Source organism: Aliikangiella marina (assembly GCF_007004765.1).
In the GTDB taxonomy this organism is placed as follows: Bacteria; Pseudomonadota; Gammaproteobacteria; order Enterobacterales; family Kangiellaceae; genus Aliikangiella; species Aliikangiella marina.
Window position 1 is genome coordinate 454,411 of sequence record NZ_VIKR01000001.1, and the last position, 15,017, is coordinate 469,427.

The window sequence follows — 15,017 nt, forward strand, 5'->3', positions numbered from 1 at the left end:
AATAATCTATTAGTTTGAAATTATTGCTAACCACCTATTGGCGATTAGATTTTGCGATGGTTCAATGGGTAGCCTCGCTCGCGGTAAAACTTAAATCGAGCGCGCGCGAACTCTTTAGTTTCTTCGTTGCCATAAGCGTACTCAAAAACCCAGTTGAATCGGCTGAAAAACTGAGGGACTTCATTGGCCAAATTGATGAGCACGTCAGGCCTAACTTTGGGATCTTGACCAAAGCCGATTTCAATCGGTGGGTAAGTATCAGGATCTTCATCAGCTAGTTGATGTGGTAAGAAACTTTTTGCATCTTGAGTCCAAAGTAATTCATCAATGGCTTCAGCTTGTTTTCGGTTTTCGGCATGAACGAACACTTTCTGCCCTTTACGATAAGCGCGTTTAACGACTTCGCAAAGGTGCGCATAAGGTGTTTGATGATCGTCGGCATTTACCGAATAAAATTCAACTTGGGTCATTGTTTCGCTCGCTGCAAATTATCGCTTAATCGGCGATTGGCTCTCTGTTATTAACCTTCACAACGGTTCATAATGTATTGAGTCAGCAATGGTACAGGTCGACCAGTTGCGCCTTTTGCTTTGCCGCTTACCCATGCTGTTCCCGCAATATCGATATGCGCCCAGTGAAACTTTTTCGCGAAACGCGAGAGGAAACAACCGGCGGTAATCGTGCCAGCACCTTTGCCACCAATATTAGCCATATCGGCAAAATTTGAGTCTAGCTGTTCTTGATACTCATCCCAAATCGGCAATCGCCATGCTCGATCGCCACAGTGATCACCCGCATTGAGAATATCGTGGGCGAGCGGGTTATGGTTGCTCATTAAGCCTGACGCTTGATTGCCTAAGGCGATGATGCAAGCGCCAGTTAAGGTTGCAACATCAATAACAACATCTGGCTCGAAGCGTTCGACATAAGTCAATGTATCACACAGGACTAGGCGTCCTTCAGCATCAGTATTGAGTATTTCGACGGTTTGACCGGACAGGGTTGTCACAATGTCACCGGGCCGCGAAGCTCGACCACTCGGCATATTTTCTGCAGCAGCAATAGCGACAATGAGGTTTGTCGGGAGTTCCATTTCAACAGCTGCAACGAATGTTCCAAAAACAGCCGCGGCGCCGCCCATGTCATACTTCATTTCGTCCATGTTGGCGCCTGGTTTCAAGGAAATACCACCACTATCAAAAGTGATGCCTTTACCAACAAGAACAATGGGTTTTTGCTCAGCATCGCCGCCGTTATATTTCATGACAATCAATTTAGCGGGCGTATCAGAACCTTTAGATACCGACACAAAGGCGCCCATACCCATTTCTTCTAACTCAGACTCGTCGAGGACATGGCAGTCAACTTTGTCATTGTCCACTGCGAGAAGCTTTGCTTGTTCTGCAAGGTAGGAAGGGTTGGCCACATTAGGCGGTAAATTACCCAAGTCGCGAGCTTTATGGGATCCTTTCGCTACCGCAATGCCTTCCTCAATCGCTCGTTCGCCAACAGTTAACTCTTTGCGAGTGGTAACATTAAACGTTAGCCGTCTTAGCGGGCGACGGGTTGAGTCGGTTTTGCTTTTGAACTCTTCAAATGCATACAGCGTATCTTGAGCGGCTTCCACTGCATGACGAACTTTCCAGCGAGTGTCTCGGCCTTTAACATTCAGTTCGCTCAAGAAACACACGGCTTCCATTGAGCCTGTTTCATTAAGCGTAGTGATGGCCTTAGCGATAACCTTGCGATACTGTTTATCGCCAAAATCGCGCTCTTTGCCACAGCCGATGAGTAATACACGATCAGACAATGTATTGGGGACATTGTGGAGGAGTAAAGCTTGACCAAGTTTTCCCTCTAAATCGCCACGGCGAATAATGTTACTCAGGTAACCTTCACTCACCAAATCGAGCTGTTCAGCCATTGCTGACAGTTTTCTTGATTCAAAAACACCTACAACAACACAAGCACTGCGTTGTTTCTCCGGATTACCACTTTTTACATTAAATTCCATTACAAACCTTACGTTTAGTTTCAAATCTTGCCGCTGAAATAGCGAATCAAGCATTGATTAAAAAATGTGCAAAAAATTAAGCCTAGTAGGCCGCTTAACAATGACGATATTATCGACCGTCTAAAATCCCTGTATCAATAACCAAAAGCCATGAGCCCTTGAAAGTGCTTGTCTTGAAAGCTGTTGGTGCACTCAAAGCTATGGTATATTGAGCGCAATTTTCGAGGCAATTCAGCCTTGAACAGATACAAAAGCTTATAAAAACGCAAGTTTAACGTAAAAATCGTTAATTATTAAGTAAAAGTGACACTTTTCTGAGTAAATAATTTGATCTTAAAGCGATACATTAATAGCGAAATTCTGCGCACTTGCGGCGCGATTTTAGTCGTTCTGATCTTAATTTTTATCAGTACTCGTTTTATCAAATATATACAGTTAGCGGTAGAAGGCACAATTTCTTCCGCATCGGTGTTCAGTTTGCTCGGATTACAGTTACCGGCGATGGCAGGCTTTTTATTACCATTGTCATTTTTTATCGCCATTTTACTCACTTTCGGTCGGCTTTATAGCGATAACGAAATGGCTGTAATCAGCAGCGTTGGGGTAGGCGAATTGCAACTTGCAAAAAACATTTTGCCCGTAGCTGTCATACTCGCGATTTTATCTGCGGCACTTTCTTTTTATGTCAACCCCTGGTCGAGTTATCAGACCAAAACCTTACTCGCAAAAGAGAAAGCGGAAGCAAAATTCGGTGCGTTTTCTCCAGGGCGCTTCCAAGAGAATTTATCGAGAACCGGAGTCGTTTTTGTCGAATCAAAAGATAATGCCGGTGAAATCCAGGGAGTGTTTGCAGTAACCGGCTTAGGCGAATCAAACGAAAACATCCAAGTCCAAACGGCAAACAAAGGCCGTTTTTGGAACGAGTCGGGCCAAGACAAACGCGGCGAGGCCAGCTCTCAAGATTATCTGGTGCTAGAGGATGGTGTGACCTACTCGTTTGATAAAGCGACTAGCCAGTGGAGCATAACCGAGTATGGCGCTTATTTTATGCGAGTCGAGCCACCCGAGGCGGAGTCGCTCTCGCTCAAAAATAAGTCTCTGTCCACCGCGCAATTGCTCGACTCACCGAGTGCTGCAGAGTGGGCTGAATTGCATTGGCGTTTAGCGGCACCACTGTCAATCATTGTACTCTGTTTTATGGCTGTACCTTTAGCCAGAACCCAACCGCGAAAAGGTAAGTTCTCACGTCTATTTCCAGCGATAATGATTTATCTGGCATATGCACTTTTGATGATGAATGGGCGTCGCTTTATTGAGTCAGAAAAACTCCCAGAGTTTGTTGGCTTGTGGTGGACACATCTGATAGCAATAGGGTTTTGTTTTTGGTTATTTAGACCGACTAAACGCAAGCCTAAAAAGCAATCACAATCTCACCAAAAGGCTGTCAATGTTTAATTTGCTAGATAGGTACATAGCAAGGCAGGTTATCGGCGCAAGCTTGATGATGCTGTTATTACTGGCGGCACTGCGCAGCCTTTTTAGTTTAATTGATGAGTTAGGTGACCTTGGCCGAGGTGGATATCAATTATCGGACGCGCTTCTGTTTGTTGCGCTGATGTTTCCCAGCCGTATTATGGAGTTTTTTCCAATGAGCGTATTAATTGGGACGCTCTTTGGGTTAGGTGCAATGGCTGCTAACAGTGAACTTACCGTAATGCGAGCCGCGGGGGTCACAACCTGGCGAATAGCTGGCTCGGCGATAAAGTCTTCGTTGGTGCTCATGTTGTTGGTGGTGTTGATTGGTGAACTTGTCACACCGATATCAAGTAAGGCGGCACAACAATTAAGAACAGCCGCGATTAGCGGCGGAGAGCTGAGCGTTTCGAAAACCGGGCTGTGGGCGCGATATCAAAATCAAGTAATACAATTAGGCAATATATTGACCGATGGACGTTTGACCGAGATTAATATTTATGAGTTGTCCGAGACTCGAGCGCTTAAGAAAATCATAAAAGCCGATACCGCACAGAAACAAAGCCAATATTGGCTTTTGCAAAACGTGACTGAAATTGAATTTTCAGATAATGAAATTACGACATCAAATAGTGAGTCTAGAATGTGGATTAATCCACTCGATCAAGATCAGATTGACTCCCTCATTTTAGAGCCTGACACCTTAAATTTGTCGGGGTTATTGAGCTACATCGACTATTTAAAACAGAACAGTATGCAAGCTGAAGTATACGTGTTAGCGGCTTGGCGAAAAGTGATGCAACCTTTGGCTATTGCCGTGATGATGTTTGTTGGCGTGTCTTTTATATTTGGGCCGATGCGCAATGTATCAATGGGAGCGCGAATATTGTCAGGAGTCATGTTGGGCTTTGTATTCCATTTAGCCAACCAATCCTTTGGTCCGGTCAGTTTAGTTTTCAATATTTGGCCATTCGTTGGCGCAGTGACTCCGCTATTGCTTTTTGCGGGGCTCGGATACTTATTGATGAAACGAGCAGGTTAATCAAGCGGGTGGGTTAATCAAGCAAGTTGATCTAACGGTGAAATCGGATTCGAGCTGATTATTGAGATAAATCACGCAGATTCGATTGAATGTTGCTGGAGGAGTGAGTTTTCTTCGGTTTCTGCTATACTCGAAGAGAATCCAATTAACTAAGTATCTGAAATTTCTGAATTAAACTGGGTTCTGCCAAGTTAAAATGAATAATATAAGGCGATAAATAAGTAACCATTCAGTACTAAACAGTGAAATGCTAACAATAATCTTTTGGGACAAATACGGTTGGATAAGCCATGCTGAAACTTCTAGATTTTTTTGGGCTCGCCATTGATGAGGACCGCGCTGATATCATTCCATTAATGGAGCTATTAGGCATTAATCAGGAAATCGAAAATACCAAAGTTGTTACTACTCTAAAAAAGAAAAATGGTCGTGATGCACCAATCGTCGCGGTTGCCAGGCGTCAGCAAGTGTTAAAAATGATTAAACCGATGCTTAATGAAAATATGCTGGAGCATGATCCAAACTTTTATGATAAAGAAATTAATACCTCAAGTGAACATGACCGCCGCTATGGTGCCGAAGAAAAACTGCTTGAGTACGCCCTGCTCGTGGCGAGCACTAAGAGCAAACATATTTTAGAAACAGAAGGTGGGTTTATCTCGTTAAAGCAACTTAGAGAAGCGGCATTTCTTGAAACAAGATTTGATCGGTGCTGGGAAATTTTATCTTCACAAACTCATCACATCGTTTCTGCATTCCGAAAAGGCTAACCTCAACGTCGAACGATACAGTAAATGGCTTAAGATTAACTGTCGAAAATAAGCAAAAAAAAACCCGGACAGATTGGCAGATCAGGCCGGGGATAGGCTCCATGATGGGAGAAATACAAGGAATTAACTGGAAACTCTCTTGTTTGCATATATTAAGACGAAAAAATCGCCAAATAGTTTCTTAAATCGCTAACGTACAAGTTACAAAATGTGACTGGAAACCACTGAAACTAAAAAAATTATAGACCATGAATGTGTACGCATTGGGGAGTCGCTCGGAGCGACTTTCAAAGCGCAAATCGAGTAGTTTCAAGGCGATTTAAGGGTAGTCGCAATTGATGCTTCAAATGATGGTAATAATAAATCGGTTGATTATTTCCAAATATTCTATAAATATTGAATTTGTTGAATAAACGTCAAGCTTTGAGCAAGAATTTTTCCTGAATTCATCACTTTTATCTTAAATATTTTAATCGTTACTTGCGAAATAATTTAGGTCTTGTACTTCTACCGTCTTTTTCTGATAGCATGCGCACTCGTCTCGATTGTCCCGTTAAAATAAAATAACGATGTTAGATAAAATTCAGGTAGTACTATCCCACACAACTCACCCCGGGAATATCGGTGCAACTGCGCGCGCGATGAAAGTCATGGGGTTATCTCGGTTAGCTCTGGTTAATCCGCAAAAGTATCCGAGTGCGGAAGCAACGGAGAGGGCATCACGCGCGACTGATATTCTTGCCGATGCGGTGGTCACTGAAGATCTCAATACCGCTATTGCAGAGAGCAAGTTGATCGTTGGAACCAGCGCACGAACCAGAAGCTTGCCGAGTAAGTTAATCACCCCCCGAAAGCTGACGGAAATTATTCAAGAGTCACCGACTAAGACTCCCGTTTCTATTTTGTTTGGCACCGAAAACTCCGGCTTAACGAATGAAGAACTTCATTTATGTCACTACCATGTCTATATCCCGACCAATCCTGATTATTCCTCTCTCAACTTGGCTTCTGCGGTCCAACTTATTTGCTATGAATTGCGACTCGCTTTTGCCGAAGGTGATTTATTGCCGGAACAACCGGTGGTTGAAAGCGAAGAGCCGATTAATCGCGCACAGTTTGATGGAATGCTTGAGCATTTTTTAACCGTTATGCGTGAGACAGGTTATCTGATGCCCGATCACGAAAAACAGATTGATATCCGGTTGAACAGGCTACTCAATAAAGCGGAAGTAACGCAGTCAGAAATGAATATTCTCAGAGGCTTTCTTCGATCCGTTGAATATCAGTGCGCAAAAACGAGTAATATTGCAGCAGAGAAAGATTCACCTAGTAATTGAGAAAAGTTACAATAGGAATGAATTAACGACAGTATTGAATGAATGATGAGAGTGCGACTATAACTAAGTTTATGGTCGAGCGAATAGCAGTATGAAGAAACCGATTTATTTAGATTATGCCGCAACTACACCGGTTGACCCCTTGGTTGCGGAGAAAATGATGGCGTGTTTAACAATGGACGGGAGCTTTGGCAATCCCGCTTCTCGCTCACATCGTTATGGGTGGCAAGCGGAAGAACTTGTCGATATCGCGCGAAATCAGGTAGCCGATCTTCTAGGGGCTGATCCAAGAGAAATTATTTGGACATCTGGCGCCACTGAGTCCGATAATCTGGTCCTCAAAGGGATAGCGGCGGCGCATAAAAAAGGGCACATTATTACCAGCGCTTTTGAGCACAAAGCCGTTTTGGATACATGTAAAGTCCTTGAAGAACAGGGCTTTCGAGTCACTTATTTAAAGCCAAGTGTTGAAGGAATCATTGAGCCCGAAGCAGTACGAGATGCGATTCAATCCGACACCATTTTGATTTCTATTATGCATGTCAACAATGAGATTGGTACCATACAAGACATTGCCGCTATCGGAAGAATTGCTCACGAGAATCATATTCCCATGCATACAGATGCTGCGCAGAGTGCGGGTAAACTGGCACTGGACGTCACTCAAATGCCGGTCGATTTTATCTCTGTTTGTGCTCATAAAATTTATGGTCCAAAAGGTATTGGTGCGCTTTATGCTCGCAAAAATATGCAACCGAGTGTAGAAGCTCAAATTCATGGGGGCGGACACGAGCGAGGCCTGCGATCGGGGACTTTAGCAACTCACCAAATTGTTGGTATGGGAGAGTCTTTCGATATCGCACGCAATTCAATGGATAGCGAGGCGCAAAGAATACGCGCGCTTAAAGAAAAGTTTGTCCAGGCGGTGAGCGCCATAGGTGATGTTTACGTCAATGGTGACCTTGTTAGAACAGTCCCGGGAATCGTTAACATTCGTTTTGAATATGTCGATAGCGAAACGCTTTTAATGGCGTTAAAGGACATTGCAGTTTCCTCAGGTTCAGCCTGCACTTCAGCAAGCGTTGAGCCATCTTATGTCCTCAAATCGATGGGGCTTACTGACGAGCAGGCACATTCTTCTTTACGCTTTTCCTTTGGGCGTTTCACCACGGAAGAAGAAGTGAACCAGGCTATTGCAATCGTCCAGCGTGGTGTTGATAGGCTACGAGCGATGTCGCCAGAATGGCAAGAGAAGTTGAAGCACATCGCCAATTAAGAAGCACTTTAGAATAAACTAGAAAATAACTTTATAGTAATAGTAACGAATCAATCAGTTTCCTCATCTCAATTTGTAATCATCATTCGCTTGTGAAAGTTTTGTGATAATTTCGTGACGCAATTGAGAATTGCGTCTTTTAATCTGTGTCCAGATTTTAACCAGAGGACACAAAAATGAAATTCAAAACAACACTTCTAGCAGCAATGATTGCATCCGGCGCTTCAAACATTCACGCCGCGCAACTTAATGTCACTATCACTAACTTGACACAAGGCATTTACTTTACCCCTTTTGTGGTTGCTGGACATGACGATTCGGCACGTATGTTTGCGACTGGCCAACCAGCATCGAGCGAGCTCCAAGCGGTCGCAGAGGGTGGCGACATCAGTGGCTTTGTTAGCTTACTTAATAGTGTTGGCGCGGTAGTCGTTGAAAACCCCGCCGGTGGGCTTTTAGCGCCAGGCAGCAATGCCAGTTTTACGATTGATACGGGAGATTTAAACTACCTTTCAATGGTTTCCATGTTATTGCCGACTAATGATGGATTTGCAGGATTAGATTCGTGGAGTATACCTTCAGAACCAGGCGTCTACACCGTTAATCTGAATGCCTACGATGCGGGAACTGAAGCCAATGATGAAATTGTGAACGGTGGCGGCGCACCGGGTGTTCCAGGTATTCCAGCCGCACCTGGAGGTGATGCGGGTACAAATGGAACAGGTGTGACTGATATCGAAACCAACCAGACCGTTCACATTCATCGCGGTGTACTTGGAGATGACGATGCAACCGCTGGAAAAAGTGATTTAGATAGTCGTGTCCATCGCTGGTTGAACCCTGTGATTCGCTTGCAGATAGAAGTGCTTTAAGCGGAGGTCACCATGAAATTTATCAATCAATCAAATCGGTCACTGAGCGGAGCACTGGCTTTTAGTTTGTTACTGTTGGCGGGTTGTAGTGACAGTGGTAACAATGTTTCTCAACAACCTGTCCAAGCGGAACCACAGCCTCAACAGAAAGTGTTTACTATTGATGTTATCAACTTAACCAACAATCAACCTTTGTCGCCGCTAGCGATTATTAGCCATAGCGAAGGGGCGATTTGGACTTTGAATCAACCTGCGTCCGTTGCATTGGAAAACCTAGCAGAGAGTGGTGATAACAGTATGCTATTAACAGCAGACTTTGCAGCATCATCTTTAAATGGCGCCGAAATTATACCGCCAGGAAGTAGCCAATCTCTCACCATGAGAGTGCCGCTTATGGGGCAAGCGTATATTTCAATGGCGACCATGTTAGTCAATACCAATGACGCTATTTCAGGATTAAATCGAGTCGATGTAACAAATTTGCCAACAGGCCGGTCTGTTTCTTATGTGACTAATAGTTACGATGCTGGAACCGAGGCAAATAGCGAAATGGCAGGCACTATTCCCGGTCCAGCTGACGGTGGCGAAGGATTCAATAGTATTCGAGATGATGTCGATTTTGTATCACTTCATCCTGGCGTCGTGACCAGTGATGATGGAGCGAGTAACTCAGTACTAAACGAGTCACATCGATTTGATAACCCAGTAATGCGGGTAACCATTTCTCGTGTTCAATAGTTGAGTCAAAGAATCGGTGTCGCTGTGAGCCAAAGTGATAAATGGAGGAGGTTAACTTCGGTTAACCTCATACGTAAAATGAGTGAGACCGATTCAATCTTGATCGTAGAAGACGACAAAGATATTGCTGAATTATTAAAAGTTAATCTCGAGGATCTTTCTTTCCAGTGTGATACTTGTGACCGGGGTGACCAAGCCGTGACTCAAATCGCCAACAAACACTATGCATTAGTCGTGCTAGATCTGACGTTACCTGGATTAAATGGGTTGGAGGTTTGCAAGAAGGTCAGAGAATTCAATCCTCAGCAACCGATTCTAATGTTAACCGCAAAAAGTTCAGAACTTGATCAAATTATTGGTTTAGAAGCGGGCGCCGATGATTACATGACCAAACCATTTAGTATTCCAGCGTTACAAGCGAGAGTTAGGACGAGAATTCGTCGCAGCAAGTCTTACTTTCAATCGGTTATCAATGCTCATGATAAGGGCGAAAGTGAAAGACATGTTGTCGGCGATTTATCGATTGACTCGACCTGCAGGGAAGTCAAAGTTCACGAAGCAAGACTCGACTTAACAGCGCGCGAGTTTGATTTGCTCAAGCACTTTGCGACTCATCCAGAGCAGGTTTTTTCGCGCTCACAGCTGTTGGACTGCGTATGGGGCTATAACCACGATGGTTACGAGCATACGGTCAATTCTCACATCAATAGATTGAGAACAAAACTGCAAACTGCGGTCGGTAACAATTCGATTATTCAAACGGTTTGGGGCGTTGGCTACAAACTCAAGACGGAAAATTGTTTTATTCATCATTAGCACTAATGGAACAGCCAACCTTTTAAAAAATAAACCAATAAAAATTAATCAATGAATCTATATCAGAAACTCGCGCTTACATTACTAACAACGTTTGTTCTATTAGTTGGCGCTTTCGCTTTAATACTACAGTCTCTCGAAGCTGCCTCAAGAGATAAGGCAGAACAAGAGTTACACCGGAATTTGGCTGCGTATTTAGTTCAAGATAATCCGTTACTTGCCTCAGGCAAATACGATAAAAAAGCACTTGAAAATTTGTTTCATTCCATGATGATTTTGGGGCCAAACTTTGAATTTTATGTGCTTGATCCAGAGGGTAAAATCTTAACTTACTCGGCAAAACCTGGTGAAGTCATTCGAGACAGCGTCTCGCTGGAACCGATTAATTGGTCGATTAATCAACAGATGAGTTTTCCGCTTTATGCGGATGACCCTCGCAGCAATAAGCAGAAGATTTTTTCAGTTGCTGAAGTAAAAACCGGTGAAGAGTTAACCGGGTATCTCTATGTAATAATAGGCGGACAAAAATACGATAGTATTTTCTCATCGGCAAAAAACAATGAAAAATTAAGAGTCATGGGCTATCTAGCGGCGGCTTCTTTAGTCTTTCTATTTATTTGTTTGTTGATTAGTTTTAAATTATTTGTACGTCCGCTCAAGCAATTAGCTAGCCAAGTAACGACACTAAAAGCTCGTTTAAACCAAGAGACGCTAACGCCATTGGAGTCGCAGTCAAAAAGTGGCGAAGTCGCTGAATTAACATTGGCATTCAATCAACTGATTAGTCAAGTGAACCGGCAAATCGTACAACTAGAATCTGTTGACAAAGATCGCAGAGAATTATTAGCGCATCTCTCACACGACTTACGAACACCGCTATCTTCTTTGCAAGGATTTCTAGAGACTATCAAGTTAAAAGCGGGTGAGTTAACGCAACGTGAAAATCTTAACTATGTTGATAAAAGTTTAAAAAATGCTAATTCGCTGAAGAGTTTTGTTGATCAAATATTTGAATTGGCTCACCTCGAGTCGGGTGAAATAACGGTTACTAAGGAGTCGTTTCCAATTGCTGACTTGCTCTATGATACGGTTGATAAGTTTTCGGGATTAGCAAGCAAAAAGTCGATTAGTTTAAAAGTATTATTGGATAATGAGCAGTTGATGCTCAATACTGACATTGCAAAACTTGAGCGGATATTGACGAACCTAATTGAGAATGCCATACGGCACACTCCAGAAAATGGTGAGATTATCCTCCAAGCGAGTACCGACAACAAAGTCAATCAAGTTACCCTTGAAATCAATGATAACGGAACCGGTTTAAACCAACAGGAACTTCCCAGTTTGTTTGACGCAAGATTTAGAGGGAAGCAGGCGGTTGACGATGAGAATAGGCATATCGGTCTTGGTTTGACGATTACTCGAAAATTGGTCAGAGTATTAGGGAGCGAAATTTCCGCGCGAAATAATTCGCAAGGCGGGGCAAGTTTCTCATTCGCATTACCTTTAAGAGCATGAAATAAAAGGTGGTTAAGTGCGGAATTTTCGTCAAAGATTGACTAAGATTGATGCTTAGTTAGGCAAAACTCAGGAATTTATGGTTTTTCAAAAAAAATACTTGTAATTTTTTTGAAATCTAGCATAATGCGCTCCGCATCGGGTCGTTAGCTCAGCCGGTAGAGCAGTTGACTTTTAATCAATTGGTCGGGCGTTCGAATCGCCCACGACCCACCATATTCAAAAGCCCCCAGATATGGGGGCTTTTTTAATGCACTCTTTTCATCCAGGTGCCACTTGGGTACTGGAAATCCCGGTGATAACAAAACCGGACTTATTAACCCTTTCGGGTCGTTAGCTCAGCCGGTAGAGCAGTTGACTTTTAATCAATTGGTCGGGCGTTCGAATCGCCCACGACCCACCATATCGAAAAGCCTCCACCTTGGAGGCTTTTTTATTGCCTATTATTTATTCGATACTTTATTCCAAACTGTCCGTTTGCTGCCGTCATTTCTTAAGTCTCAGGGAAAGGAGTTTGTGTTCCTGTGACGCTTGTTACTTGAGAGCTGGTGTTACCGAATTTTGCTTGATAGCATGAACAAAAAGCAGCGGATACCCGATTATGATTGAAACCTTTATTATCCAGTCGCCTGTTGGCGGATTAAAGATGACTCTTGAGAGCGAACGGCTAAAAACCATTGAGTTTTCCGGACAAACTCAATCAAAAGCACCGGTATCAAAGGTTGCTAAAATCATACAGCGACAATTACTGAATTATTTTGATCGGCCGCAAGCCAAGTTTGAAATCGATATAATGGGCCAGGGGACCGACTTTCAGCGCAGAGTTTGGGATGCATTGAACCAAATCCCTTGCGGTCAGGTCATGACTTACGGTGAAATGGCCGAAAAACTTGGTACGAGTGCTAGGGCGATAGGTAATGCGTGTCGCCGAAATCCAACGCCAATTGTCGTACCCTGCCATCGAATAGTGGCAGCAAATGGACTCGGCGGATTTGCCGGGGCTGTTCAGGGCGAATTACCGACTATCAAACAGCGTTTACTGCAAATTGAGGGCTTAGCACCGCTTTCTAGCCAGTTACCTTTAGAGGCCGTCTAGCAAATGCCTAAACGGTTAAAATTAGCGAAATTAACTCAAGCCGACGAACAGCAAATCAGTTTATTTGTTGATCATCTCTGGATGCACGATGGTCTCAGTCAACACACCTTGAATAGTTATCGTACCGATCTGACCTTATTTGCAAGATGGTTGGCGCTACAGTCGTCTTCCCTGATTGAGGCTGACAACGGATTGATACAATCCTTTGTCGCAGCGCGTGGTGCTCATCAGTATTCTGCGCGTTCAACCGCAAGAATGCTGTCCTGTTTGCGACGTTTTTTTGGTTACTGCTTGGAAACTGGCTTATTAGAGAAAGATCCGACTGCACAAATTGTCTCGCCAAAGCTTGCTAAATCTCTGCCACACTCGCTATCAGAGTCCGATATTGAAGCGCTTTTAGCGGCTCCCGATAAAGAAGACTTACTGGGTATTAGGGACTTAGCTATGCTTGAATTAATGTATGCGAGTGGTTTGCGGGTATCCGAATTAATCGCTATCGAGTTTTCTCAAATAAGCTTACACCAAGGGGTTCTTCGAGTATTAGGAAAGGGCAGTAAAGAGCGCTTAGTGCCTTTCGGCGAGAATGCTGCCGATGCGGTTGAGCGATATTTAAAAACAACTCGTCCCAATTTCCTGGGCAATCGAGCATGTGATCATTTGTTCATCTCGAAAAGGGGTCAAGCAATGACGCGGCAAACGTTTTGGTATCGGATTAAGTTTTACGCGCAACAAGCGGGAATTAAAAAACACCTCTCGCCACATACTTTACGACATGCTTTTGCGACGCACTTACTGGCCCATGGGGCTGACCTAAGAACCTTGCAAATGCTATTAGGCCACAGTGATTTATCAACAACGCAGATTTATACCCATATCGCCAAAGAACGATTAAAGAATTTGCATGCGGTGCATCATCCGCGCGGGTAATCTAAGATTTAGGCGGCTTGGCTTATCTAAGCTTTGTGATAAAAAGTGATAATTATCAGCAAATTATCGCTTTTTTTAACCGTTTGTCTTCAATTTCTCTGCCCTAGCATTCTGTTACATGATATTTTGCCGATAATAGAAACATATCTAATCTAAGTTAGTTATAATTGCGTACAATTTGCTGGCTCCGGAATGACTCGCGCGACACCGCACGGGGCAACGCCGGGACCAATTTAACCCATTAAAAAGAGTTTAAAATCAATTCATTATGTCAACTAAACCTATTTTAAGCCTGGTTGTAGTGATAGGTGTTATCGCACTGTTTGCTATCCTAGGTAACCAATCGCAGCAATTGATCGCTGCAAATGAGTCACCCGCAGCGACCTACCAAAAGGCACCTGATAATCCGAGTGATGCTGCAAAACTTGCCATGCTCAAATCACGGTTAGAATCGAAGTTACAAGGCATCGATATCAACGATATCGAAAAAAGTCCTTTAGAGGGTTTTTACCAAGTGTTCTTTTCGGGCCAAGTTTTATATGTCACCGAAGATGGGCAATATCTATTTACGGGGAATTTACTCGAGCTCGCGGAACAAGCACCGATTAATCATACCGAGCTCGCGGTTGCGGCCCTCGAACAAAAGCAAGCGCCCATGCGTAAGCAAGTACTAGCCAGCATTGATGAAAAAGACATGGTTATTTTTAGAGCAAAAGATGAAAAACATGTGATTACCGTGTTTACTGATGTCGATTGTCGATACTGCCGAAAATTGCATGAGCAAATGGCTGAATTCAACGACAATGGCGTGACTATTCGTTACTTGGCCTATCCACGCGCTGGTATTGGTTCGTCAGCTTACAAAAAGCTGGTCTCCGTGTGGTGTAGCGATGACAAACTGGCTGCTATGGATGATGCCAAGTTACGACGCAAGTTTGCCGACGCTTCATGCAACAACCCAATTGCGAAGCATTACAAAATGACCAGAGATTTCAATTTATCAGGTACGCCAGCGTTAGTCCTTGATGATGGTGAACTCATTGTTGGTCTTCCGCCAATGGGCGACCTAATGAAGCACTTGAGTCAAAAGGCTGAAGTCAAAGCAGCACAAGTCACTCCAGGTAGTTAGTTTGGTCGA

The 15,017-nt window shown here is 43.6% G+C and carries 14 protein-coding genes and 2 tRNA genes; 14 read left to right on the forward strand and 2 right to left on the reverse strand.

What is annotated here, in order from left to right; genetic code table 11:
* Positions 1-44 precede the first annotated feature (44 nt).
* Entirely contained in the window at positions 45-470 is a 426-nt protein-coding gene (locus FLL45_RS02080; RefSeq protein ID WP_142888128.1) for a DNA polymerase III subunit chi, read from the reverse strand.
* Positions 471-520: 50 nt separating this feature from the next.
* Positions 521-2,014: a leucyl aminopeptidase gene (pepA, locus tag FLL45_RS02085; RefSeq protein WP_142888129.1), complete on the reverse strand. Its 1,494-nt coding sequence runs from the start codon at positions 2,012-2,014 to the stop codon at positions 521-523.
* Positions 2,015-2,341: 327 nt separating this feature from the next.
* Here pepA and lptF point away from each other — a divergent pair, with 327 nt between their 5' ends.
* The 14 genes from lptF (at position 2,342) to FLL45_RS02155 (ending at position 15,008) form a co-directional block, all read left to right on the forward strand.
* Complete coding sequence (gene lptF / locus FLL45_RS02090) at positions 2,342-3,469, forward strand: LPS export ABC transporter permease LptF (RefSeq protein ID WP_142888130.1); 1,128 nt, start codon at positions 2,342-2,344, stop codon at positions 3,467-3,469.
* On the forward strand, positions 3,462-4,529 hold the full coding sequence (lptG, locus tag FLL45_RS02095) for an LPS export ABC transporter permease LptG (protein WP_142888131.1): 1,068 nt from the start codon (positions 3,462-3,464) through the stop codon (positions 4,527-4,529). Before lptF ends, lptG begins: the two co-directional genes overlap by 8 nt.
* A 290-nt stretch (positions 4,530-4,819) precedes the next feature.
* The gene (locus FLL45_RS02100) at positions 4,820-5,299 is read left to right on the forward strand and encodes a hypothetical protein (RefSeq protein ID WP_142888132.1); all 480 of its coding nucleotides are present in this window, start codon (positions 4,820-4,822) and stop codon (positions 5,297-5,299) included.
* A gap of 569 nt (positions 5,300-5,868) precedes the next feature.
* Entirely contained in the window at positions 5,869-6,636 is a 768-nt protein-coding gene (locus FLL45_RS02105; protein ID WP_142888133.1) for an RNA methyltransferase, read from the forward strand.
* A 91-nt stretch (positions 6,637-6,727) separates the two neighbouring features.
* The gene (locus FLL45_RS02110) at positions 6,728-7,912 is read left to right on the forward strand and encodes an IscS subfamily cysteine desulfurase (RefSeq protein ID WP_142888134.1); all 1,185 of its coding nucleotides are present in this window, start codon (positions 6,728-6,730) and stop codon (positions 7,910-7,912) included.
* 176 nt (positions 7,913-8,088) lie between these two features.
* Complete coding sequence (locus FLL45_RS02115) at positions 8,089-8,784, forward strand: spondin domain-containing protein (protein ID WP_142888135.1); 696 nt, start codon at positions 8,089-8,091, stop codon at positions 8,782-8,784.
* A 12-nt stretch (positions 8,785-8,796) separates the two neighbouring features.
* Complete coding sequence (locus FLL45_RS02120; RefSeq protein ID WP_142888136.1) at positions 8,797-9,522, forward strand: spondin domain-containing protein; 726 nt, start codon at positions 8,797-8,799, stop codon at positions 9,520-9,522.
* A 78-nt stretch (positions 9,523-9,600) separates the two neighbouring features.
* Positions 9,601-10,338: a response regulator transcription factor gene (locus FLL45_RS02125; protein ID WP_142888137.1), complete on the forward strand. Its 738-nt coding sequence runs from the start codon at positions 9,601-9,603 to the stop codon at positions 10,336-10,338.
* Positions 10,339-10,389: 51 nt separating this feature from the next.
* Positions 10,390-11,856 (forward strand): sensor histidine kinase, encoded by a 1,467-nt coding sequence (locus FLL45_RS02130; protein WP_142888138.1) that lies wholly within the window; start codon positions 10,390-10,392, stop codon positions 11,854-11,856.
* 140 nt (positions 11,857-11,996) lie between these two features.
* Positions 11,997-12,072: transfer RNA gene (locus FLL45_RS02135), tRNA-Lys, on the forward strand.
* A gap of 111 nt (positions 12,073-12,183) precedes the next feature.
* Positions 12,184-12,259: transfer RNA gene (locus FLL45_RS02140), tRNA-Lys, on the forward strand.
* 198 nt (positions 12,260-12,457) lie between these two features.
* On the forward strand, positions 12,458-12,952 hold the full coding sequence (locus tag FLL45_RS02145) for a methylated-DNA--[protein]-cysteine S-methyltransferase (protein WP_142888139.1): 495 nt from the start codon (positions 12,458-12,460) through the stop codon (positions 12,950-12,952).
* Positions 12,953-12,955: 3 nt separating this feature from the next.
* Entirely contained in the window at positions 12,956-13,879 is a 924-nt protein-coding gene (xerD, locus tag FLL45_RS02150; RefSeq protein WP_142888140.1) for a site-specific tyrosine recombinase XerD, read from the forward strand.
* Positions 13,880-14,147: 268 nt separating this feature from the next.
* Positions 14,148-15,008 (forward strand): DsbC family protein, encoded by an 861-nt coding sequence (locus FLL45_RS02155; protein WP_142888141.1) that lies wholly within the window; start codon positions 14,148-14,150, stop codon positions 15,006-15,008.
* Positions 15,009-15,017: the final 9 nt, after the last annotated feature.

Excerpts from the sequence above, each read along its gene's own strand:
- lptG (WP_142888131.1), top strand. The coding sequence starts at position 3,462 with ATGTTTAATTTGCTAGATAGGTACATAGCAAGGCAGGTTATCGGCGCA.
- pepA (WP_142888129.1), bottom strand. The coding sequence starts at position 2,014 with ATGGAATTTAATGTAAAAAGTGGTAATCCGGAGAAACAACGCAGTGCT.
- FLL45_RS02080 (WP_142888128.1), bottom strand. The coding sequence starts at position 470 with ATGACCCAAGTTGAATTTTATTCGGTAAATGCCGACGATCATCAAACA.
- FLL45_RS02110 (WP_142888134.1), top strand. The coding sequence starts at position 6,728 with ATGAAGAAACCGATTTATTTAGATTATGCCGCAACTACACCGGTTGAC.
- FLL45_RS02105 (WP_142888133.1), top strand. The coding sequence starts at position 5,869 with ATGTTAGATAAAATTCAGGTAGTACTATCCCACACAACTCACCCCGGG.
- FLL45_RS02155 (WP_142888141.1), top strand. The coding sequence starts at position 14,148 with ATGTCAACTAAACCTATTTTAAGCCTGGTTGTAGTGATAGGTGTTATC.
- FLL45_RS02115 (WP_142888135.1), top strand. The coding sequence starts at position 8,089 with ATGAAATTCAAAACAACACTTCTAGCAGCAATGATTGCATCCGGCGCT.
- FLL45_RS02125 (WP_142888137.1), top strand. The coding sequence starts at position 9,601 with ATGAGTGAGACCGATTCAATCTTGATCGTAGAAGACGACAAAGATATT.
- FLL45_RS02130 (WP_142888138.1), top strand. The coding sequence starts at position 10,390 with ATGAATCTATATCAGAAACTCGCGCTTACATTACTAACAACGTTTGTT.
- FLL45_RS02100 (WP_142888132.1), top strand. The coding sequence starts at position 4,820 with ATGCTGAAACTTCTAGATTTTTTTGGGCTCGCCATTGATGAGGACCGC.
- FLL45_RS02145 (WP_142888139.1), top strand. The coding sequence starts at position 12,458 with ATGATTGAAACCTTTATTATCCAGTCGCCTGTTGGCGGATTAAAGATG.
- xerD (WP_142888140.1), top strand. The coding sequence starts at position 12,956 with ATGCCTAAACGGTTAAAATTAGCGAAATTAACTCAAGCCGACGAACAG.
- FLL45_RS02120 (WP_142888136.1), top strand. The coding sequence starts at position 8,797 with ATGAAATTTATCAATCAATCAAATCGGTCACTGAGCGGAGCACTGGCT.